Here is an 18,974-nt window from a genome sequence, read left to right as displayed (position 1 = left end):
GGAGTTTCGTCGCCGGCGAACCCGGCCGGTACCGCGGCCGGGCCGTGCCGATCCGGCTCAACCCAGGCGGCGCTGGTTCAATGCACCGAGAGAGACGACTGACCGAAGGGATGTGGCAACCCGCCATGTGGAGCACGGTGCTGGTGATGGCCGCGGTGGCCGGAACCGACCCACTGCGGATCGGCGTGGTTGCCTACATGCTGTCGCGACGACATCCCGCCCGGCTGCTGCTGCCGTTCGTCGTGGTCGGGTTCACGGTGAACGTCGTGGTGGGCGCCGTGGTGGTGTTCGTCCTGCGCGAGACCGCTGCGGGCGGCGCCACGATTCCGCCCGCCGTCGAGATCGGCATCGGGGTGGCCGCGCTGGTGATCGCCGCGTTGTCGGCGACGGGGGTGTTGGAACGTCTGGCCGACCGGATTCGCGGCCGACGGGCCGCCGTGCCTGCCGCCGTCGGCGAACCCGGGTCGGGGCCGGCGCCGCCGACGCTCGACTCCTTGCCCGTCGTGTCGAAGCTGCCCGAGAGCATCAAGGCGGCACTGCGGGGCGAAGCGGCGTGGGCCGCCGCGTTGCTGGGCCTCAGCAATGGATTTCCCACGCCGTATTACCTGGCCGCGATGGCCGCGGTGCTCACATCGGGCGCCGGCGTCGGGCAGCAGCTGGCCGCGTTGGTGGTGTTCAATCTCGTCGGGTTCGGCGCGGCGATCGTGCCGCTCATCAGCTTCTGGCTCGCGCCCGAGCCCACGCGGTCAGCCGTCGAACGCATCTACGCCGGTATGCGGACCCATCACCGGCTCGTGGTCGCCGTGATCGCCGGACTGGTCGGGCTCTTTTTCGTCGGGCTCGGCATCACTCACCTCTGACGGGCGCCCCTCGTGATCCGCGACCGTCGATACACCGCGAGCACCAGAAGACCGGCGAGCGTGATGCCGACGAGGTTCACCACGAGCTGCAGGACGGACTGACCGGCGATGTCCCAGTCCCCGACCGTCGCGGCAACCACGGCGAAACCGGCGGCGGGCACGGTGGTGACCGAGATGAAAACGCCGACAAGCGCTGCCGATTTCGCCGATACGAGCGACAACATCCCGGCCGCGCCGGCCAGTAGCGCGACGACGAACGAGAACGGGCCGACCTGGAAGATGAAGTCGACGCCCTCCAGTTCTCGCGTGCTGGTCAGCGTGACCCAGCCGAACGCCTCGAATGCCAGCGTCGCGCCCGCCGTCACGATCATCGCCAACGGGAAGCCGATCAACAGCGCCGCGGCCGCACGGCGCGCCAGCGACATCTTGCGCTGCACAAGCGCAACCGCCAGCGCCGCGAGCGGGCCGAACTCCGGGCCGACCACCATCGCACCGACAACCGTGACGGGCGAGTCGGTGATCACGCCCACCGCCGCGAGCATGCACGCGATGCACAGGAACATCACGTACGTGACGTTGAGGTGGGATTCCTCGCGGGTGCGGGAGATGAGCTCGTCCCAGATCACCGCGTCCGCGGCGTCCCCGTCGGCCTCGTCCTCGGCGTGATAGGCCGCGCTCGACAGCACGGTGTCAAGCGGTTCCATGGTGATGGCGCCCTGGTGGTGGACGTCGAGCGACTTGAGCCGCTCCACCACCTCGTTGACGGCCTCCCGTGCGACGTCGGCCGTGATCTCGTCGCCTGCGGGTTCGATTGCCGCTCCGGGGTGGATCACGATGTGGGTGACGCCGGCTTCGCGCTCGAGCACGTTGAGTATCGGATTGCGCAACTCGACCGGCGCGATCACACGTAGGTGCAGCACGCGCCGAGAGTAACGTTCAGAGCGTGGCCGACTGGGGTGACGTGGCGCGCATCGCGGCAGATCTTCCCGAGACCGGCGAGCCGACGCCCCGAACTTGGCGGGTGCGCAAGAAGCTCGTGGTGTGGGAGCGTCCGCTACGCAAGGCCGACTACGCGGCGCTGGGCGCCGACGCGCCCGACGGCGACATTCTCGGCGCTCGGGTGGCCGACGAGGGCGTCAAGTTCGCGCTGATCGCCGACAATCCCGCGGTGTACTTCACCACGCCGCACTTCGACGGCTACCCGATCGTGCTCGTCCGGCTCGCGGCGATCGGCGTCGACGAGCTGACCGAGCTGATCACCGAGGCGTGGCTGGCGCAGGCGCCCAAGACGTTGGTGAAGGCGTATCTGGCCGACGCCGCGGACTCGGGCTAATCACGGCGGTCCACTCTGACGACGAGTTCGTCGGGCGGCACGAGATGTCCTTCCTCGCAACGAATTTCGACGGTCGCGCGAGCACCGCAGCCGGCATGGGCCAACCGCAACGGGGAATCGTTCGACACGTGGTCGCGGCCCCACTCGAACAGCGCCCACACCACGGGCATGAAGTCGACGCCGGCCTGGGTCAGCACGTACTCGTCGCGACTGCGCTGACCGGGTTCCTGGTAGGGCCGACGCTCGAGCAGGCCGGCCTCGACGAGGTCGGACAGCCGTGCCGATGCCGCGGCCTTCGTCACGCCGACCCGTCGCCAGAAGTCCTCGAACCGCGTCGTGCCGTAGTAGGCCTCGCGCATGATCAGCATCGCCGACTTGGTCCCCACGAGGGCCATCGTCTTCTCGATCGGGCAGCGCCCCACCGCCGACCAGGCGTCGCGGTCAGCAAGGGCGCCCTGCAGCATTCCCACGGAATCAACCTCATCCCTGAGTTGTTCTAACTATACCCAGGTGGTATATCTGGGTACACATCAGAATACTCAGCGTTGAGCATCAGGAGGCAGAGATGACCGGATACGCAGGCCGAGACGCAGTCATCGTTGGCGCGGTCCGCACGCCCATCGGCAAAGGCAAGGCGAACGGCGCACTGCACGGCGTGCTGCCGGCCGACCTCCTCGCGCACAGCCTGCGGGAGCTGATCGCGCGCACCGGCGTCGATCCCGTCCACGTCGACGACGTCATCGCAGGCGCCGTGACCCAGGTGGGCGACCAGGCGGTCAACATCGCGCGCAACGCCCTGCTCGGTGCGGGCTTTCCCGAGACGGTCCCGGGTACGACCGTGGACCGCCAGTGCGGCAGCAGCCAGCAGGCGATCAGCTTCGCCGCACAGGGCGTGCTGGCGGGCGCCTACGACATCGTGATCGCGGCGGGCGTGGAATCCATGTCTCGCGTACCGATGGGCACCTCGGTGCTGCCCGGCAGCGATCCGTTCGGCCTCGACATGGCCGCACGTTACCCGGATGGCCTTGTCCCGCAAGGAATCAGCGCCGAGCTGATCGCCGCCAAGTGGAAACTGTCGCACACCCAGCTCGACGAGTTCTCGGCGGCCAGCCACGAGAAGGCCGCCCGCGCGACCAAGGACGGGCTGTTCGAGGCAGAGCTCGCGCCGATCGCCGGCCTCACCACCGACGAGATCATCCGGCCGGGCACGTCGGTCGAGACCCTGGCCGGGTTGAAACCTGCGTTCTACAGCGAGGCCTACGCCGCCCGCTTCCCGCAGATCAACTGGGAGATCACGCCGGGCAACTCGTCACCGTTGTCCGACGGCAGCGCGGCGGTGATGATCACGAGCGGCGAGACCGCCAAACGCCTCGGGCTGCGGCCGCTCGCGCGGATACACACCACGACCGTCGTGGGCTCGGACCCGCTCTACATGCTGACCGGTGTCATCCCGGCCACCGAAAAGGTCCTTGCCCGTGCCGGTTTGACGTTGTCAGACATCGACCTGTTCGAGGTCAACGAGGCGTTCGCGCCCGTGGTTCTGGCGTGGGCGGCCGACACCGGAGCCGATCTCGCCAAGACCAACGTCAACGGCGGGGCGATCGCGATCGGGCACCCGTTGGGCGCCAGCGGCGCACGCATCACCACCACATTGGTCAACGCGCTTGAGCAGCGTGGTGCCCGCTACGGCCTGCAGACGATGTGTGAAGGCGGCGGCATGGCCAACGCCACGATCATCGAGCGGCTGTAACCACCCCTCGAACGTTGGCTTGTGTGCGACATTCCCGCGAAATCTCGCACACAAGCCAACACTCGGCGCTAAACCCGTATCAGCTCGAAGAGCGGGATGACGCGGTCGGTCTTGGCCTGGTACTCCCCGAACGCGGGAGCCGCGGCGACAACCTTGTCATACAGCACATCCCGCTCATCGCGGGACAGCTCGTGAGCCGTGGCGTCGTAGGCATCGGTACCGATCTCGACGTGGACATCCGGATTGGCCCGCAGGTTGTGCACCCAGGCCGGGTCTTTCGGCGCCCCACCGTACGACCCCACGATCAGCAGGCGGCCGTCGACGGTGAACGACGCCAGCGGACTCACTCGTCGCTGCCCGGACTTGGCGCCGGTGTTGTGCAGCAACAGGATGTCGACGCCCTCGAACGGGCCGCCGACCTTGCCGCCGTTCGCCCGGAACTCCTCGACGACATTGCGGTTCACGTCGTCGAGCGCCGCCCGGTTGTTCAGCAGTTCGTCTGAGTTGAATTCAGTCACACACCGACAAGCAGTGCGGCGTCGTCCGCTATTCCCGGATCAGCTCGAACAGCGGTATGGGCCGGGTGGTGTTCTTCTGGTAGTCGGCGAACACCGGAGCGAGTTCGACGATCTTCGGGTAGGTGGCATCGCGCTCATCCGGCGGCAGTTCGCGAGCGGTCACGTCGTAGGACTCCGTGCCGACCTCGATGCGCGCCTTCGGGTCGGCCCGCAGGTTGTGCACCCACGCCGGGTTTTTCGGCGCACCGGCATAGGACCCGACGATCAGCATCTTGCCGTCGACGTTCAGGTAGGCCAATGGTGACAGCCTCGGCTCACCCGACTTCGCGCCGGTGGTGTGCAGCAGAAGCAGGTCCGTGACCCCGAAACCCGCGACCTTCCCGCCGTTGGCGCGGAACTGCTCGACGATGCCGCGGTTGAGCTCGTCGAGCGCGGCCCGGTCCGTGTAGAACTTCTCCCTGTCGTACTCCGTCACGCCTTGTCCAGCTTCTCGGGCTTGGCATCTATTCCCGATTCCTTACGCTGCTGCGCGGTGATCGGCGCGGGCGCGTCGGTCAGCGGATCGACGCCACCGCCGGACTTCGGGAAGGCGATGACCTCACGGATCGAGTCCATGCCGGCCAGCAGCGCGGTGATGCGGTCCCAGCCGAACGCGATACCCCCGTGCGGCGGTGCGCCGAATGCGAAGGCGTCCAACAGGAATCCGAACTGCTTCTGGGCTTCGTCGTGGTCGATACCCATCATCGCGAACACCCGCTCCTGGACGTCGCGGCGGTGGATACGGATCGACCCGCCGCCGATCTCGTTGCCGTTGCACACGATGTCGTAGGCGTCGGCCAGCGCGGCACCGGGATCGGTGTCGAATGTCGCCACCGATTCGGGCTTGGGTGAGGTGAACGCGTGGTGCACGGCCGTCCAGGCACCCGAGCCAACGGCGATGTCGCCGGACGCGGTCGCCTCGTCGGTGGCCTCGAACAACGGCCAGTCCACCACCCAGGTGAAGGCCCACGCATTCGGATCAATCAGATCGAGGCGCTTGGCGATCTCGATGCGCGTTGCGCCCAGCAGCGCCCGCGCGGTCTTGACCGGGCCTGCCGAGAAGAAGATGCAGTCACCGGGATTCGCGCCGACATGTGCGGCCAGACCGTCCCGCTCAGCATCGGTGAGGTTCTTGGCCACCGGGCCGCCGAGCGTGCCGTCCTCGCCCACCAACACATAGGCCAGCCCCTTGTGACCGCGCTGCTTGGCGAATTCCTGCCAGCCGTCGAGCGTGCGCCGCGGCTGCGAGGCGCCGCCCGCCATGACGACCGCACCCACGTACGGCGCTTGGAACACCCGGAACGTGGTGTCCTTGAAGTACTCGGTGCACTCGACCAGTTCGACACCGAACCGCAGGTCGGGCTTGTCGGAACCGAACCGCCGCATGGCTTCGGCATAGCTGATCCGCGGCAGCGGGAGCGGAAGATCGTAACCGATCAGCGCCCACAGTGCCTTGAGCACCTGCTCAGACACCGCGATGACGTCGTCGGCATCGACGAAGCTCATCTCCATGTCGAGCTGGGTGAACTCGGGCTGGCGGTCGGCGCGGAAATCCTCGTCCCGGTAACAACGCGCGATCTGGTAATAGCGCTCCATGCCGGCGACCATGAGCAGCTGCTTGAAGAGCTGCGGGCTCTGCGGCAGCGCGTAGAACGAGCCGGGCTGCAACCGGGCCGGCACCAGGAAGTCGCGGGCGCCCTCCGGGGTCGAGCGGGTCAGCGTCGGCGTCTCGATCTCGACGAAGTCGTGTTCGGCCAGCACCGCCCGCGCGGCGGCATTCACCTTGGACCGCAAGCGGATTGCGTTGCCCGGCCCCTCGCGGCGAAGGTCGAGATAGCGGTACTTCAGCCGCGCTTCCTCGCCCGCGCTCTCGTCGAGCTGGAACGGCAGCGGCGCACTCTCCCCCAACACCGTCAGCGATGTCGCGTTCACCTCGATCTGCCCGGTGGCGATCTCGGGGTTCTCGTTGCCCTCCGGCCGGACCTCGACAATGCCCTCGACGGCGACGCAGAACTCGGCGCGCAGCCGGTGCGCGGCTTCGAGCACAGCGCCTTCCCGGAACACCACCTGCGACACGCCCGAAGCGTCGCGCAGGTCGATGAAGATCACGCCGCCATGGTCACGGCGACGCGCCACCCAGCCCGCCAACGTCACCTTCTGACCCGCATCCGTGGGCCGCAATGAACCAGCGGCGTGACTGCGCAGCACGAAAACTCCTTGTGAATGAACTTGAGGGATAACTGCCACAGTGTAGTGGGGACCTGATCACCACTAGTTTGGCGATAGTGAACTCCCCAATCGCCGTCATCGGCCCCGGCGCCATCGGATCCACTGTCGCGGCGTTCCTCCACGCCGCGGGCCGACCGGTACTGCTGTGCGGTCGCACCCCGCGCGACCGTGTCGAGGTGCGACCCGACGGTCGCGATCCGATCGTCATACCGGGCCCGGTCCACACCGAACCGGCAGGCGTCGCCGGTCCGGTCGACGTGGTGTTCCTGGCGGTGAAGGACACCCAGAACGAACAGGCGGGCGCCTGGCTGGCGCGGCTGTGCGGCGAGAACACTGTGGTGTGCGCGCTGCAGAACGGCGTCGAGCAGGTGGAGCGGGTAGGCCGGTTCTGCCCCGGATCGCAGGTCGTCCCGGCCGCGGTATGGGTTTCGTCGGAGACTCGGCCCGACGGCTGGATATGGGTGCGCACCGCGACGCGCCTCGTGCTGCCCGACACCGCCTCGGCCACTGTCATCGCCCAGACATTGCGCAGTACCGACATCACGGTCGAGCTCGACGGCGACTTCAGCACGGCTGCCTGGCACAAGCTCCTGGTCAACGCGGTCGTCGGGTTCATGGTGCTGACAGGGCGGCGCGCGGGCATGTTCCGCCGCGACGACGTGGCCGCGTTGGCGCGTCGCTATCTGGACGAGTGCCTGGCGGTGGCGCGGGCGGACGGCGCCGCGCTCGGCGACGGCGTGCCCGACGAGATCCTCACGATGCTGAGCTCCGGGCCCGCTGATGTCACGACGTCGATGCTGACCGACCGCGAGGCGGGCCGGCCGTTGGAGTGGGACATCCGCAACGGGGTCATCGCCCGTAAGGCGGCCGTCTACGGCCTGCCGACGCCGGTCAGTGACGTGGTGGTGCCGCTGCTGGCCGCGGCCAGTGATGGACCGGGATAGGCCACGCCACTAGACACCCTGCCCTAAGGTGTCTAGTCATGGCACGGACCTACCAGTGCGAACGCGTCGAACTCGACTTCATCGACCGAGCGCCGTTTCGCTTCGTCAGCACCGTAGAGCTCGCGATCACCCCAGAGGAGTTGTTCGAGGTGCTCGCCGACGAGACCTCATGGCCGCACTGGGCGACCGTCATCACCAACGTGGAGTGGACGAGCCCCGAACCCCGCGGAATCGGGACCACCCGCACCGTCACGATGCGCGGCAACATCGTCGGCGACGAGGAGTTCCTGGCGTGGGAACCGTTCTCCCACATGGCATTCCGGTTCAACACCAGCACGTCCAACGCGATCTCGGCTTTCGCGGAGGACTACCGCGTCGTCCCGACGGGCCAAGGTTGCCACCTGACCTGGGTGATGGCGATGAAACCGAGCGGGCTCGCCGGGCGCGTGGGCATGACGCTGGGCAAACCGATCATGGCGTGGCTGTTCCAGCGCTTCTTGCAGAACCTGCGCCGCTACACCGACAAGCGGTACGCGACGCGCCCTCAGTAGATGCCCTCCCATGCCGCGCGGCGGACGGCATCGGGGTCCTCGACGGTCTCGTCGCGGGTCGATCGAATCACCCGGGTGCGGCGCCGGTCGGAGTCGTAGCGCGGCCATTCCGGGCCGAGATCGTCGGTCGCGAAATCGAGCCACGTGCGCTGCATGCGCCTGCCGACCGAAGGCTGGACGCGCCTGCCGAGCGGATGGATCTTGCGACCCAGGTACGACGAATAGCTGTGCTGGATATGGACGATCTCACTGCCGTGGGTCGCGCCGAGCCCCAACGCGCGCAACGTCCAGGTGGTGTGGTCGAAGCGGTACACGTTCGTCGGCGCCAGCGCGCTGTAGGCGTCGGCGAAGGCCCACGTCGGCGCCCCGAACATGACGTCGGAGCCGAACGCGACCCGCGCGGCACGCCGAGGATAGGTCGGGTATGCGGACAGGATGCGGTCTCGGTCGTGCGGCGCCGTGCGCTGGAAGTACCCGTCGACGAGTTCCGGCGTGGTCGGCAGCATCGGCGGCTTGCCCCACGCGAACATCGACGCTTCATGGCTGTTGGTGCCGATGATCAGCGGGACGCGTGTCACCTTGCCTGCCCGCGCCGCTTCGATCGGATGTAGCGGCAGCAGGTCGACGCCGTGCGTGAGTCCGTAGGCGAGAGTGGGTGTCTGCTGTGCGCTTTCGAGCTGCAATTGGCCGGCCGCGCGGCGCAGTTGCCGCTGCGGCAGCACTTTGAGCTGTTCGGCCCCGACACCGAGCAGATGCATGAACCGGCGCGATTGCCGGGCCCGGATCTCCCGGTCGGCGATCAGCGGCAGGGCCGGGCTCTGCGCGATGGCCCTGGCGAACAGGCCGTCGGCGGCCGGGCTCGCCAACAGCGCCAACACCGACGTCGCGCCTGCGGATTCGCCGAACACCGTCACGCGCTCCGGATCGCCCCCGAACGCCGCGATGTTGTCGCGCACCCACTGCAGGGCCGCGATCTGATCGCGCAGGCACAGATTGTCGTCGAATCCCTCGCCCAGGTCACCGAGTTCGAATCCGCCGAACACGCCCAGCCGATATGTGACGTTGACGACCACCACATTGCCGTTGGCCGCCAGCCGCGAGCCGTTGTACAGCTGCAGCTGGCCCGCCCCGTAGACGAAGGCACCACCCGGGATCCACACCATCACCGGAAGCGAGCCGCCCGTATCGGGAGACCACACCGTGACGGTGAGGCAGGCCTCGTCGCGGATCTTGGGATCGTCGCGGCCGCCGCCGACGAACGAGCGGCCCTGCGGCGGCAAAGGGCCGTGGTCGACGGCTTCTCGCACGTCCGACCACGGTGTCAAGGGCTGTGGCGCGACAAAGCGCAACCGGCCGAGTGGTTGCTGGGCGTAGTCGACACCTCGCCATACGCTGACACCGCCCTCGAGGGTGCCGCGCAGCCGCCCGAGCGAGGTGTGGGCGATGGTCGAATGTTCCGCTACGACGGACACGTCTGAATCCTAATGTGGCAAGCTAAACCGAGCTGTCGAGTACGACCTGGGCGCGAATGCGATGGAGCGATGCGATGACCTTCAACGAGGGTATGCAGATCGACACGAGCACCACTTCGAGCAGTGGTGGCGGCCGCGGTCCGGGCCGCGGTATCGCGATCGGCGGCGGTATCGGTGGTCTGCTGATCGTGGTGCTCGCCATGTTTCTCGGCATCGATCCCGGCACGGTCATGCCGCAGCAGCAGCAAATGAGCACCGACGGCGCGGAGGCCCAGGGCTTCGACCTGAGCCAGTGCAAGACCGGCGCCGATGCCAACAACATCGTGCAGTGCCGCGTGGTGGCCACCGGAAACTCGGTCGACGGGGTCTGGTCGCAGCTGCTGAAGGGCTACGAACGTCCGCATGTGCGGTTGTTCACCGGCCAGGTCAACACCGGCTGCGGGCCGGCCACCAGCGACGTGGGACCGTTCTACTGCCCGGTCGACCAGACCGCGTACTTCGACACCGACTTCTTCCAGACGCTCGTCGACCAGTTCGGTTCCAGCGGTGGGCCACTCGCGCAGGAGTACGTCGTCGCCCACGAGTTCGGCCACCACGTCCAGAATCTGCTCGGCGTGCTCGGCCGCGCACAGCAGGACCCGCAGGGTCCCACCGGCGGTGGCGTGCGTACGGAACTGCAAGCCGACTGCTACGCCGGGGTGTGGGCGCACTACGCCTCGATCACCCGGCAGGAAAGCACCGGCGTGCCGTTCCTGGAACCGCTGAGCGACAAGGACATCGCCGACGCCCTGTCGGCCGCGTCCTCGGTCGGCGACGACCGCATCCAACAGGCGGCGACGGGGCGGGTGAATCCGGAAGCCTGGACCCACGGGTCATCCGCACAGCGGCAGAAGTGGTTCACAGAGGGATACCGGACCGGTGACCCGAACAAGTGCGACACGTTTGCGACGAATGACCTTGGGTAGGGCCCAGACCGCCGTCGACGCGGTAGCCGAGCGCTACCTCGAGACCTACGCGCAGCTGGATCCCTGCGCGGCAACCGAACTGGGGATCACCGGATTCGACGACGAGGTCACCGACTACTCGCCTGAGGGCGTAGCCGCGAGAGCCGATGCCGCCCGCGCCACACTGCGCGAACTCGACACCGTGCGCCCGGCCGACGATGTCGACGTGGTGACCGTGGCCGCGCTGCGCGAACGCCTTGGCGTGACCGTCGAATTGCACGACGCCGGTCTGGATGTCGGTGAGCTCAACGTCATCGCATCACCGCTCCAAACCATGCGCGACGTATTCGACTTGATGGCCACGAACACCGACGACGACTGGGCCGTCATCGGACGACGGCTCGCCAAGGTGCCCGACCGCGTCGACGGCTATGCGCGTGCGCTGCGTGCCACGGTCGGCAACGGACACCCGCCGGCGATCCGGCAGGTCACCCGCGGCATCGCCCAAACGCAGCAGATCGCCCAGTTGTTCGCCGACATGGTGGCCGAGTCGCCTACCGGCGATGCTGCGCTGCACAGCGAACTGCGCAGGCACACCACAGCCGCCGCCGCTGCCTACCAGCGGCTGGGAGACGTGCTGCGCGACGACATCGCCCCACACGCGCGCGAGGTCGACGCCTGCGGACGCGACGCCTACCAATTGTTGTCACGGTCGTTCCTGGGCACGGGCGTCGACCTCGACGAGGCCTACGAATGGGGTCTGGGACTTCTCGATGCGGTTGTCGCAGAGCAAGAAACGATCGCCCAGCAGCTGTACCCCGGCGCCACGGTCGCCGAGACTCTGCGCCGGCTCGACGAGGAACCGCGCTACATCGTCAAGGGCACCGACGCGCTGCAGGCGTGGATGCAGGACCTGTCGGACCGAGCGGTGGAGTCGCTGTCCGGTACACACTTCGACATCGTCGGACCGCTACGCAGGCTGGAGTGCCGGATCGCGCCCACCCAGACCGGCGGCATCTACTACACCGGGCCGTCCGAGGACTGGAGCAGACCGGGCCGGATGTGGTGGTCGGTGCCACCCGGCGTCGACGAGTTCCACACCTGGCAGGAAACCACCACGGTGTTCCATGAGGGCGTGCCGGGCCACCACCTGCAGATCGGCCGGGCCGTGGCGCTGTCGGATCAGCTCAACCGGTGGCGTCGGCTGGCCTGCTGGGTGTCGGGTCACGGCGAAGGCTGGGCGTTGTACGCCGAACGCCTCATGGCCGAGCTCGGCTGGCTCGACGATGCCGGAAACCGGATGGGAATGCTTGATGCACAACGGTTCCGAGCCGCGCGCGTGGTCATCGACATCGGCGTGCACTGCGGTCTGACCGCACCGGACGGGGAGGTCTGGGACGCCGAACGCGCATGGAACTTCCTGACGTCGCACTCGGCCATGACCGAGGAGCATCTGCGGTTCGAGCTCGACCGCTACCTCGGCTGGCCCGGGCAGGCTCCCTCGTACGCGATCGGCCAGCGAATCTGGCACCAACTGCGCGAGGAGAGTCTCCAGCGGGGTGCGACGTTGCGCGGTTCCACAGCACCGCACTCGATCTGGGCGGCCTGCCGCTCGATGTGTTGCGGTCGGCATTGGCTGACTCATGAACTCCCCCATCGAACCCGACACCAAAGACTGGACATGGGTGATGTCGCGGCCCTGCCCAGAATGTGGTTTCGACGCGACGACGGTGCAACACACCGAGGTGGCCGCCAGGATCCGTGACGACGCCGCCGCCTGGGTGCCGCGACTCAACAACCCCGGCGTCGCCATCCGGACCAGACCGGGCATGTGGTCGACGCTCGAATACGGCTGCCACATTCGCGATGTGCATCGCATATTCGACCACCGGGTCCGGCTGATGCTCACCGAGCACGATCCACAGTTCCCGAACTGGGACCAGGACGCCACCGCGATCGCCGACGACTACGGGTCGCAGGACCCCGCCACCGTGGCGACCGAACTATTCGAGTCGGCCAACACCGTGGCCGCCACCTACGAGCAGGTGCCCGACGACGCGTGGTCGCGTCGCGGGCTGCGCAGCAACGGCAGTGAGTTCACCGTGGCCTCGATCGCGATCTATCACCTCCACGACATCGTCCACCACGCGCACGACGTCACCGCACCACCCGACCATTGACCACATTGAACACATATCGTTGATGTGTTCAAATGCGCGAGCCGGTGGGCAAGCTGTCTCCAGCGCTGCTGGCCGCCACCGTCCAGACGTTACGACAGTCGGGGCCAAGGCAATTCAGTCTCACCGCGGTCGCTGACGCCGCCGGCGTGTCCCGTGGCACGGTGCACAATGCGTTGGGCAACCGCGAGTGGGCGATCGAGATCGCGCTCGGGCATCTGACCTCGGGATTCCTCGAGGCGCTCGCGGTCGAGGTGCAGGGCGCGGACACCCTCGCCAACTACATCCACAGCTTCTCTCCCGGCGCCCTGCCGACCCACTCGCTGGCTCCGCCGGACACTGAGCGCTCCTGCTCGATCCGTGTCTCACGCTGTCAAATATCTGTCCCGAAATGTCAAGACGCGGGGCCGTCGTTTGCTGCACAGTTGATGCCCGGGTAGGGGTGACGCAGTGGCGCGGCACCTGATCACCTGGGCCACAACGAAATAGGAGCGACACGTTGACCTGTAGACACCGGCGGGTGGCACTTTGGCTGGCCGCACTAGGCACCGCAGTGCTCATGGCCGCCACGTCGGCATGCTCGACCGATCCGAAGTCCGACACGCTGTCTGCAGAAGAAGCCACCGAAATCGCCATGGACGCCTACATCTATGGCTATCCATTGGTGACCGTGGAGATGACGCGCCGGGTGATGACCAACGTCGACACGGTGCAAGCACCCCGCGCCCCGATGGGGCAGCTGATGCGGATGCGTGAATACCCCAATGCACAGTTCCGAGATGTCACCGCTCCGAACGCCGACACGCTTTATGTCAACGGGTTCGTCGACGTCAAGGATGAACCGTGGGTGTTGAGTTTGCCTGAGGCACAGAATCGTTACTACCTGTTCCCGATGTTGTCCGGCTGGACCGACGTATTCGAGGTGCCGGGTAAACGCACTACGGGCACCGCGCCGCAGACCTATGCCATCACCGGTCCGGATTGGAAAGGCACCTTGCCTGCGGGAGTCACCGAGTACAAGTCACCCACCTCGATCGTGTGGCTGCTCGGCCGCATCTACTGCACCGGGACACCTGAGGACTACGCCGCCGTGCACAAACTGCAGGATGACATCTCGCTCGTCCCGCTGAGTTCGTACGGCAAGCCCTACACTCCGCCCGCCGGGAAGACAGATCCCGCCATCGATATGAAAACCCCGGTACGCCAACAGGTCAACAATCTCAACACCCAGGACTATTTCGACCTGCTGGCCACGTTGATGAAGGACAATCCCCCGGCCGAAGCCGACAAACCCATGGTCGACAAAATGGCGAAGCTGGGCATTGTCGCCGGTGAGAAGTTCGACATGAGCAAGCTCGGCGCCGATGTCGCCCAAGCGCTGCAATCCGTGCCCAAGGACGGCTACGACAAGATCATGTCCCGGTTCTCTGAGCTCGACGATGTCAACGGCTGGCAATTCACCACTCAAACCGGCCAATACGGCACCGACTACCTGCAGCGCGCCATGATCACCGCGATCGGTTTGGGCGCAAACCGTCCGCAGGACGCCGTGTACCCGACGTCGGAGGCGGACGCCGCCAGCCAACCCTACGACGGTGCCAACAAGTACGTGCTGCACTTCGACAAAGCCCAGTTCCCACCGGTCGACGGGTTCTGGTCCCTGACGATGTACGACGAAGGGTTCTTCTTCGTCGACAACCCGCTCAACCGCTATACGCTCAGCCAGCGGGACAGCTTCATGACAAATCCCGACGGCTCAGTCGATCTGTATCTGCAGCATGACAATCCGGGTCCGGGGCGCGAGGCCAACTGGCTTCCGGCACCGGCCGGAAAGTTCAACCTCATGATGCGCCTGTACTGGCCCACGCAGGCCCCGCCGTCGATCATCGACGGCACCTGGAAACCGCCGGCTGTCACCGAAGTCGCGTGACACACTCGCGTGACACACCTCGTCCTGGCGACCGCTCAGCCTGTGCTAATAACCTCAAGACACGACAGGAGAAACCGATGAGAATCCGCACCGCGACACTGATGACCGCCACCGCAATGGCGCTCGCACCACTGGCCATGGCACCGACCGCGAATGCCGAGATCTGCGCCGGCGCCGGCGGCCGCCACTTCGCGGCGGGCGGCTGCACCAACGTCGCCGGTGATATCGCCTCAGGCGCAGCCATCGCCGCGTCCCACGTCCCCTACGTCCCGGGTGAAATCCCCTGCTACACAGTCGAAGGCGTGCCTTACTTCACCCCGCCGGGAGACCCGTGCTAGAAGGCGCTTGAATGCCCGCCGTACTCACAACCGCGAATGCGCCGAGATGTTCGTGTCGGTTGTGCGCAACGGGCGGATCAAGGCGTCCTGGCTGAACGACGCGATGAGCTCACCCTCTTCGGTGTGCACCGCGCCGCGCACGTACGACATGCCGGAGCCGACCTGGGTGCTCTCGTGGCTGTAGAGAATCCAGCCGTCCCAGCGAACGGGTTCGTGGAAGCTGACGGTGACGGTCATGGGCGCGGTCGACACGGTCAGGTGTGCTTGCGCGGTGCCGATGCCTTCGTGCGCACGCATGGTCGTCGAAATACCCAGATGGCCGGTGAAATACGCGATGAGCGCCTTGGCGAGGTCGTCACGAGTCGGGATGGGGTCGTAGTGCAGCCACGCGTAGAGCTCTGGCGGTCCGACCTCGTCGGGACTGTTGACATCGACGACGTCGACGAGCCTCAGCTGCCGCCCCGTCATCGGCATCGGCGACACGTTGGCGTCTGCAGGAGCGGCCACGTCCGGACGCGGGAGGTGGTGGCGGATCACGTCACCCGACGGGACGTCGGTGAACACGGTGATGGTGATGCACCGCTTGCCGTTCTGCGATGCGGCGACCACTGCGGTGGCGGTGGACCGGCCTTCGCTGATCACGTCGATGTCGAGTTCCACCGGCGGCCCGACCAAGACGGCACGGGCGAACACGGCGTGTGCGGTGCGCACCGACTTCTCCGGAAACCGTTTCGCGACAGCCACGATCGCGGCGGCCAGGATCTGGGTGCCCTCGACCACCTGCCGCTCGTCGGCGCCAGCGATGCCGGTCTGCGCGATGAAACGGTCATCCCCTGCCGACTCGGCATCGAACAGGTCCAGCAGCATCTGCAGCGTCCATGGCGTGGACTCCACTGGCGCCTCGGCGGATTCGGTGGTCATCGATGTGTCCTTTCTGTCAGGCTTTGATCACGGTGTCGGCGAATTCGGAAATGGTCTGTGGCGCCGCGAAATCGGCGAACCACACGTAGAAGCGTTCGACGCCCTGCGCCGTCAGCCCGGCGAAATGCTCGGCGATCTCGGCGGCGTCCCCACAGATCAACCCGTCGCCGAGATGCCCGAACAGCCGCGTGCTGCGGTCGGTGACCGCTGCGCGATCGGCGCCACGGCCGACGAATCCGACCATCTGCTGCAGGGATACGCGCGCCGAGCCGACCGTCGGCAGCAGTCGCGGTAGACGGTCGAGTTGGTGCGAGGGAATGTTCCACCAGTCGGCGTACGTCCGCACGAGTTCCATCGTTCGTTTACCGGTTCCACCGAGCACCAACGGAATTCGGTGGGGCGGCCGGGGCAGCTGGACGGCACCACCGGCGTCGTCGCCGGCCCAGTACCGGCGCAGCAGCGCGAGATCTTCGCCGAGCCTGCGCACCCGCGCCGATGCGTCGTCGCCATCGGCGATGCCGAACTTCTCGAATTCCTGCGGCCAGGAACCCGACCCCAACCCGAGTTCGAAGCGGCCGTCGCAGGCTGCCGACAGCGTGACAGCTTGCTTGGCCAGCACTGCCGGATGCCGGAACGCGTCGCACAACACCAGATGACCGATGCGCAACCGCTCGGTGTGCGCGGCGACCCACGTCGCGACCGTCATTGCCTCCCAGATGCCCTGGCTCGTCGCACCGGGCGGCTCAAGGTGGTCGATGAACGCGATGCCGTCGAACCCGCCTGCCTCGGCGGCCCGCGCACGCTCGACGATGTCGCCGATCCCCATCCGCACTTGTGGCAGGAACAGAAACCACTCGGTCATCGGGCCGACCCGATCGGTTGTCGGAACACAGTGATCACAAGCCGCCTATAGCTTCTACCGAAACGGTAACGTCATTCTCCACAGTGCAGCATGACGGAGGTGGTGCCGCAATGGCTAGGCCGGCCGGACGACCATCGGGCAGCGCGCGCGCCGACAACGAGGAACGGGCCGGCCGATTCATGAGGTCGGCGCTGGCCATACTGGGCGAAACCGGGCGCACAGACTTCACGGTGCTGGAGGTCGTCGAGCGCTCGAAAACCTCACTTCGGTCGTTTTACCAGCACTTTTCGACCAAGGACGAGCTGCTTCTCGCGCTGATCGACAAGATCATGGCCGAGTCGACCCGGCGGTGGCGCTCCGACACCGCAGACCTTCCGGGCCCCGAGGCGCTCCGAGCGCTCATCGAGCGCATCACGGCCCCGGCGGCTTCGAGCACCCAGGACAGCATCAACCGGGGCCTGACGTTCTACAACGACCATCTGGCGGAGTCGTTGCCGCGCGAATACGCGCGCGTGCTCACGCCGCTCCACGACCTCTTCCAGGACATTTTGCGACGCGGCATCGAATCCGGCGCGTTCCGCCCGGACCTTGTGGTCGAGGCCACGGCGGCGCTGATCATGCAGTCGGTTCTGGGTGCCATGCGGTTACGGTCACTCGGCGTGGCACTCAACGGCGTGCCGATCGAGGGCCACCACATTTACGAATTCTGCGTGACGGGTTTGTCGAACCCCGCTTCACCGCGCTGACCAGTACTTTTCCCTTTCCTCAACGAATCCTCGCCGGGTCTCGTCTGCGCTGGTCACACCGTGGTAACGTCATTACCAGATTCGATAACAGCCCTCTCTCAGGAGGCGAACGTGCCATCACGCATCCTCGACTATCCGGTGTTCGACGCCGACAACCACTTCTACGAACCCAAGGAAGCGCTCACGCAGTTCCTCCCGGACAACCGCAAAGGCGTCATCGACTACATCGATGTCAGGGGCCGCACCAAAATCGTCGTCCGCAACCACATCAGCGACTACATCCCGAACCCGACCTTCGAGGTCGTCGCACGCCCCGGCGCACAGGAGGAGTACTTCCGCCACGGCAGCGGCGGAAAGAGCTTCCGCGAGGTGATGGGCAAGCCGATGAAGGCCATCCCCGCCTTCCGCAATCCGCAGGCGCGCCTCGAGGTCCTCGACGGGCTGGGCCTCGACTACACGATCATGTTCCCGACGCTGGCCAGTCTGGTCGAGGAACGGTTAAAGGACGATCCCGACCTGATTCTCGACATCATCCACGCACTCAACCAATGGATGTACGAGACATGGCAGTTCAACTATGAGAACCGTATCTTCTCAACTCCCGTAATCAATTTGGGCGTCGTCGACCGCGCACTCGCCGAGCTCGAGTGGTGCCTGGAGCGCGGGGCCAAAACGGTACTGGTCCGCCCCGCGCCGGTGCCCGGCTATCGCGGAACCCGCTCGCTCGGTCTCCCGGAGTTCGATCCGTTCTGGGACGCCTGCGTCAAGGCCGGCATCCCGGTGTGCATGCACGCCTCGGACAGCGGCTACGCGCAATATCTCAACGACTGGGAACCGGCCGACGAGTTCCTGCCCTTCCGCCCGACCGCGTTCCGGATGGTCGCGATGGGCAAGCGCCCCATCGAGGACACCATGGCCGCGTTGGTCTGCCACGGCGCACTGACCCGCAATCCGGATCTGCGGATACTGTCCATCGAGAACGGCGCATCGTGGGTGCCGTACCTGTTCTACCAGTTCAAAGACGTGTATTCGAAGATGCCGCAGGAGTTCCCGGAGGATCCGATCCAGGCGTTCAAGCGCGGTGTCTACGTGGCGCCGTTCTGGGAAGACGACTTCAAGAAGATGGCCGAGTTGTGCGGGATCGACCGCATCATCTTCGGCTCCGACTGGCCGCACCCCGAGGGCTTGGCGGACCCGATCAATCTGGTCGGCGATCTGGAAGCACAGGGCCTCGATGATGCGGGCATCCGAAAGGTCATGGGCGGCAACCTGGTCGACCTGTTCAAGGTACCGAGCAAGAAGGTTTACAAACCCGATGTCCCGGCCCTCGTCATCGCCTGATCACATCCATCCACAAAGA

20 protein-coding genes and 1 pseudogene are annotated in these 18,974 nt (G+C 66.5%); 13 read left to right on the top strand and 8 right to left on the bottom strand.

Features of this window, described 5'->3' with window-relative positions:
- Positions 1-110 precede the first annotated feature (110 nt).
- On the top strand, positions 111-860 hold the full coding sequence (locus AWC31_RS01890; RefSeq protein WP_234816679.1) for a GAP family protein: 750 nt from the start codon (positions 111-113) through the stop codon (positions 858-860).
- Here the strand turns inward: AWC31_RS01890 and AWC31_RS01885 are convergent.
- On the bottom strand, positions 851-1,780 hold the full coding sequence (locus tag AWC31_RS01885; protein ID WP_085142191.1) for a DUF389 domain-containing protein: 930 nt from the start codon (positions 1,778-1,780) through the stop codon (positions 851-853). The two genes, AWC31_RS01890 and AWC31_RS01885, sit on opposite strands and share 10 nt — an antisense overlap.
- A gap of 23 nt (positions 1,781-1,803) precedes the next feature.
- Between AWC31_RS01885 and AWC31_RS01880 the strand changes: the two genes are divergently transcribed.
- On the top strand, positions 1,804-2,193 hold the full coding sequence (locus AWC31_RS01880) for an MmcQ/YjbR family DNA-binding protein (RefSeq protein WP_067845062.1): 390 nt from the start codon (positions 1,804-1,806) through the stop codon (positions 2,191-2,193).
- Here AWC31_RS01880 and AWC31_RS01875 read toward each other — a convergent pair.
- On the bottom strand, positions 2,190-2,657 hold the full coding sequence (locus tag AWC31_RS01875; RefSeq protein ID WP_275083114.1) for a winged helix-turn-helix transcriptional regulator: 468 nt from the start codon (positions 2,655-2,657) through the stop codon (positions 2,190-2,192). The genes AWC31_RS01880 and AWC31_RS01875 overlap by 4 nt on opposite strands.
- A gap of 101 nt (positions 2,658-2,758) precedes the next feature.
- Here AWC31_RS01875 and AWC31_RS01870 point away from each other — a divergent pair, with 101 nt between their 5' ends.
- Positions 2,759-3,943, top strand: coding sequence for a thiolase family protein (locus tag AWC31_RS01870; protein WP_085142189.1), 1,185 nt, complete (start codon positions 2,759-2,761; stop codon positions 3,941-3,943).
- Positions 3,944-4,011: 68 nt separating this feature from the next.
- Here the strand turns inward: AWC31_RS01870 and AWC31_RS01865 are convergent, their stop codons facing one another.
- The 3 genes from AWC31_RS01865 to aspS are packed head-to-tail and all read right to left on the bottom strand — an operon-like array spanning position 4,012 to position 6,708.
- The gene (locus AWC31_RS01865) at positions 4,012-4,461 is read right to left on the bottom strand and encodes a nitroreductase family deazaflavin-dependent oxidoreductase (protein WP_085142187.1); all 450 of its coding nucleotides are present in this window, start codon (positions 4,459-4,461) and stop codon (positions 4,012-4,014) included.
- A 28-nt stretch (positions 4,462-4,489) separates the two neighbouring features.
- Complete coding sequence (locus AWC31_RS01860; RefSeq protein ID WP_067845054.1) at positions 4,490-4,936, bottom strand: nitroreductase family deazaflavin-dependent oxidoreductase; 447 nt, start codon at positions 4,934-4,936, stop codon at positions 4,490-4,492.
- Positions 4,933-6,708: an aspartate--tRNA ligase gene (aspS, locus tag AWC31_RS01855; RefSeq protein WP_085142185.1), complete on the bottom strand. Its 1,776-nt coding sequence runs from the start codon at positions 6,706-6,708 to the stop codon at positions 4,933-4,935. The genes AWC31_RS01860 and aspS overlap by 4 nt, the downstream gene beginning before the upstream one ends.
- A 77-nt stretch (positions 6,709-6,785) precedes the next feature.
- Between aspS and AWC31_RS01850 the strand changes: the two genes are divergently transcribed.
- Both AWC31_RS01850 and AWC31_RS01845 read left to right on the top strand, forming a co-directional pair.
- Positions 6,786-7,673: an oxidoreductase gene (locus AWC31_RS01850; RefSeq protein WP_085142182.1), complete on the top strand. Its 888-nt coding sequence runs from the start codon at positions 6,786-6,788 to the stop codon at positions 7,671-7,673.
- A 38-nt stretch (positions 7,674-7,711) separates the two neighbouring features.
- The gene (locus AWC31_RS01845) at positions 7,712-8,224 is read left to right on the top strand and encodes an SRPBCC family protein (protein WP_085142180.1); all 513 of its coding nucleotides are present in this window, start codon (positions 7,712-7,714) and stop codon (positions 8,222-8,224) included.
- Here AWC31_RS01845 and AWC31_RS01840 read toward each other — a convergent pair.
- Entirely contained in the window at positions 8,218-9,696 is a 1,479-nt protein-coding gene (locus AWC31_RS01840; RefSeq protein WP_085142178.1) for a carboxylesterase/lipase family protein, read from the bottom strand. The genes AWC31_RS01845 and AWC31_RS01840 overlap by 7 nt on opposite strands.
- Before the next feature lie 74 nt (positions 9,697-9,770).
- On the opposite strand from AWC31_RS01840, the gene ypfJ reads away from it, so the two are divergent.
- The 6 genes and pseudogenes from ypfJ to AWC31_RS01810 all read left to right on the top strand — a co-directional run bounded on the left by ypfJ (position 9,771) and on the right by AWC31_RS01810 (position 15,085).
- A complete protein-coding gene (gene ypfJ, locus AWC31_RS01835; RefSeq protein WP_085142176.1) occupies positions 9,771-10,661 on the top strand; it encodes a KPN_02809 family neutral zinc metallopeptidase in 891 nt (296 codons plus the stop codon).
- Positions 10,654-12,287: pseudogene (locus AWC31_RS01830) on the top strand (DUF885 domain-containing protein). The gene ypfJ and the pseudogene AWC31_RS01830 overlap by 8 nt, the downstream one beginning before the upstream one ends.
- The gene (locus AWC31_RS01825) at positions 12,284-12,820 is read left to right on the top strand and encodes a DinB family protein (protein WP_085142174.1); all 537 of its coding nucleotides are present in this window, start codon (positions 12,284-12,286) and stop codon (positions 12,818-12,820) included. Before AWC31_RS01830 ends, AWC31_RS01825 begins: the two are co-directional and overlap by 4 nt.
- A 32-nt stretch (positions 12,821-12,852) precedes the next feature.
- A complete protein-coding gene (locus tag AWC31_RS01820) occupies positions 12,853-13,257 on the top strand; it encodes a TetR/AcrR family transcriptional regulator (protein ID WP_085142172.1) in 405 nt (134 codons plus the stop codon).
- Positions 13,258-13,376: 119 nt separating this feature from the next.
- Entirely contained in the window at positions 13,377-14,747 is a 1,371-nt protein-coding gene (locus tag AWC31_RS01815; RefSeq protein WP_085142251.1) for a DUF1254 domain-containing protein, read from the top strand.
- A 77-nt stretch (positions 14,748-14,824) separates the two neighbouring features.
- A complete protein-coding gene (locus AWC31_RS01810) occupies positions 14,825-15,085 on the top strand; it encodes a hypothetical protein (RefSeq protein WP_085142171.1) in 261 nt (86 codons plus the stop codon).
- Positions 15,086-15,109: 24 nt separating this feature from the next.
- On the opposite strand, the gene AWC31_RS01805 is transcribed toward AWC31_RS01810, so the two are convergent.
- Positions 15,110-16,006 carry an acyl-CoA thioesterase gene (locus AWC31_RS01805; protein WP_085142170.1) on the bottom strand — a complete coding sequence of 299 codons (897 nt, stop codon included), beginning with the start codon at positions 16,004-16,006 and terminating at the stop codon, positions 15,110-15,112.
- Between the two features lie 16 nt (positions 16,007-16,022).
- Positions 16,023-16,868, bottom strand: a complete 846-nt coding sequence (locus AWC31_RS01800; protein ID WP_085142169.1) for an LLM class flavin-dependent oxidoreductase — start codon at positions 16,866-16,868, stop codon at positions 16,023-16,025.
- A 110-nt stretch (positions 16,869-16,978) separates the two neighbouring features.
- On the opposite strand from AWC31_RS01800, the gene AWC31_RS01795 reads away from it, so the two are divergent.
- Together AWC31_RS01795 and AWC31_RS01790 are read left to right on the top strand one after the other, a co-directional pair.
- A complete protein-coding gene (locus AWC31_RS01795) occupies positions 16,979-17,614 on the top strand; it encodes a TetR/AcrR family transcriptional regulator (protein WP_085142167.1) in 636 nt (211 codons plus the stop codon).
- Positions 17,615-17,725: 111 nt separating this feature from the next.
- A complete protein-coding gene (locus AWC31_RS01790; protein WP_067845028.1) occupies positions 17,726-18,955 on the top strand; it encodes an amidohydrolase family protein in 1,230 nt (409 codons plus the stop codon).
- The last annotated feature ends 19 nt before the right edge of the window (positions 18,956-18,974 follow it).

This window comes from Mycolicibacterium wolinskyi (genome assembly GCF_002101965.1).
Taxonomy (GTDB): Bacteria; Actinomycetota; Actinomycetes; order Mycobacteriales; family Mycobacteriaceae; genus Mycobacterium; species Mycobacterium wolinskyi.
Note: the sequence above shows the minus strand (reverse complement) of the source record. Positions and strands in the feature narration are given on the sequence as shown.

What these genes read in the sequence shown, in the direction of transcription:
- AWC31_RS01890 (WP_234816679.1), top strand. Translation starts at nt 111, where the DNA reads ATGTGGCAACCCGCCATGTGGAGCACGGTGCTGGTGATGGCCGCGGTG.
- AWC31_RS01875 (WP_275083114.1), bottom strand. Translation starts at nt 2,657, where the DNA reads ATGCTGCAGGGCGCCCTTGCTGACCGCGACGCCTGGTCGGCGGTGGGG.
- AWC31_RS01870 (WP_085142189.1), top strand. Translation starts at nt 2,759, where the DNA reads ATGACCGGATACGCAGGCCGAGACGCAGTCATCGTTGGCGCGGTCCGC.
- AWC31_RS01845 (WP_085142180.1), top strand. Translation starts at nt 7,712, where the DNA reads ATGGCACGGACCTACCAGTGCGAACGCGTCGAACTCGACTTCATCGAC.
- ypfJ (WP_085142176.1), top strand. Translation starts at nt 9,771, where the DNA reads ATGACCTTCAACGAGGGTATGCAGATCGACACGAGCACCACTTCGAGC.
- AWC31_RS01825 (WP_085142174.1), top strand. Translation starts at nt 12,284, where the DNA reads ATGAACTCCCCCATCGAACCCGACACCAAAGACTGGACATGGGTGATG.
- AWC31_RS01820 (WP_085142172.1), top strand. Translation starts at nt 12,853, where the DNA reads ATGCGCGAGCCGGTGGGCAAGCTGTCTCCAGCGCTGCTGGCCGCCACC.
- AWC31_RS01815 (WP_085142251.1), top strand. Translation starts at nt 13,377, where the DNA reads ATGGCCGCCACGTCGGCATGCTCGACCGATCCGAAGTCCGACACGCTG.
- AWC31_RS01810 (WP_085142171.1), top strand. Translation starts at nt 14,825, where the DNA reads ATGAGAATCCGCACCGCGACACTGATGACCGCCACCGCAATGGCGCTC.
- AWC31_RS01805 (WP_085142170.1), bottom strand. Translation starts at nt 16,006, where the DNA reads ATGACCACCGAATCCGCCGAGGCGCCAGTGGAGTCCACGCCATGGACG.
- AWC31_RS01800 (WP_085142169.1), bottom strand. Translation starts at nt 16,868, where the DNA reads ATGACCGAGTGGTTTCTGTTCCTGCCACAAGTGCGGATGGGGATCGGC.
- AWC31_RS01795 (WP_085142167.1), top strand. Translation starts at nt 16,979, where the DNA reads ATGGCTAGGCCGGCCGGACGACCATCGGGCAGCGCGCGCGCCGACAAC.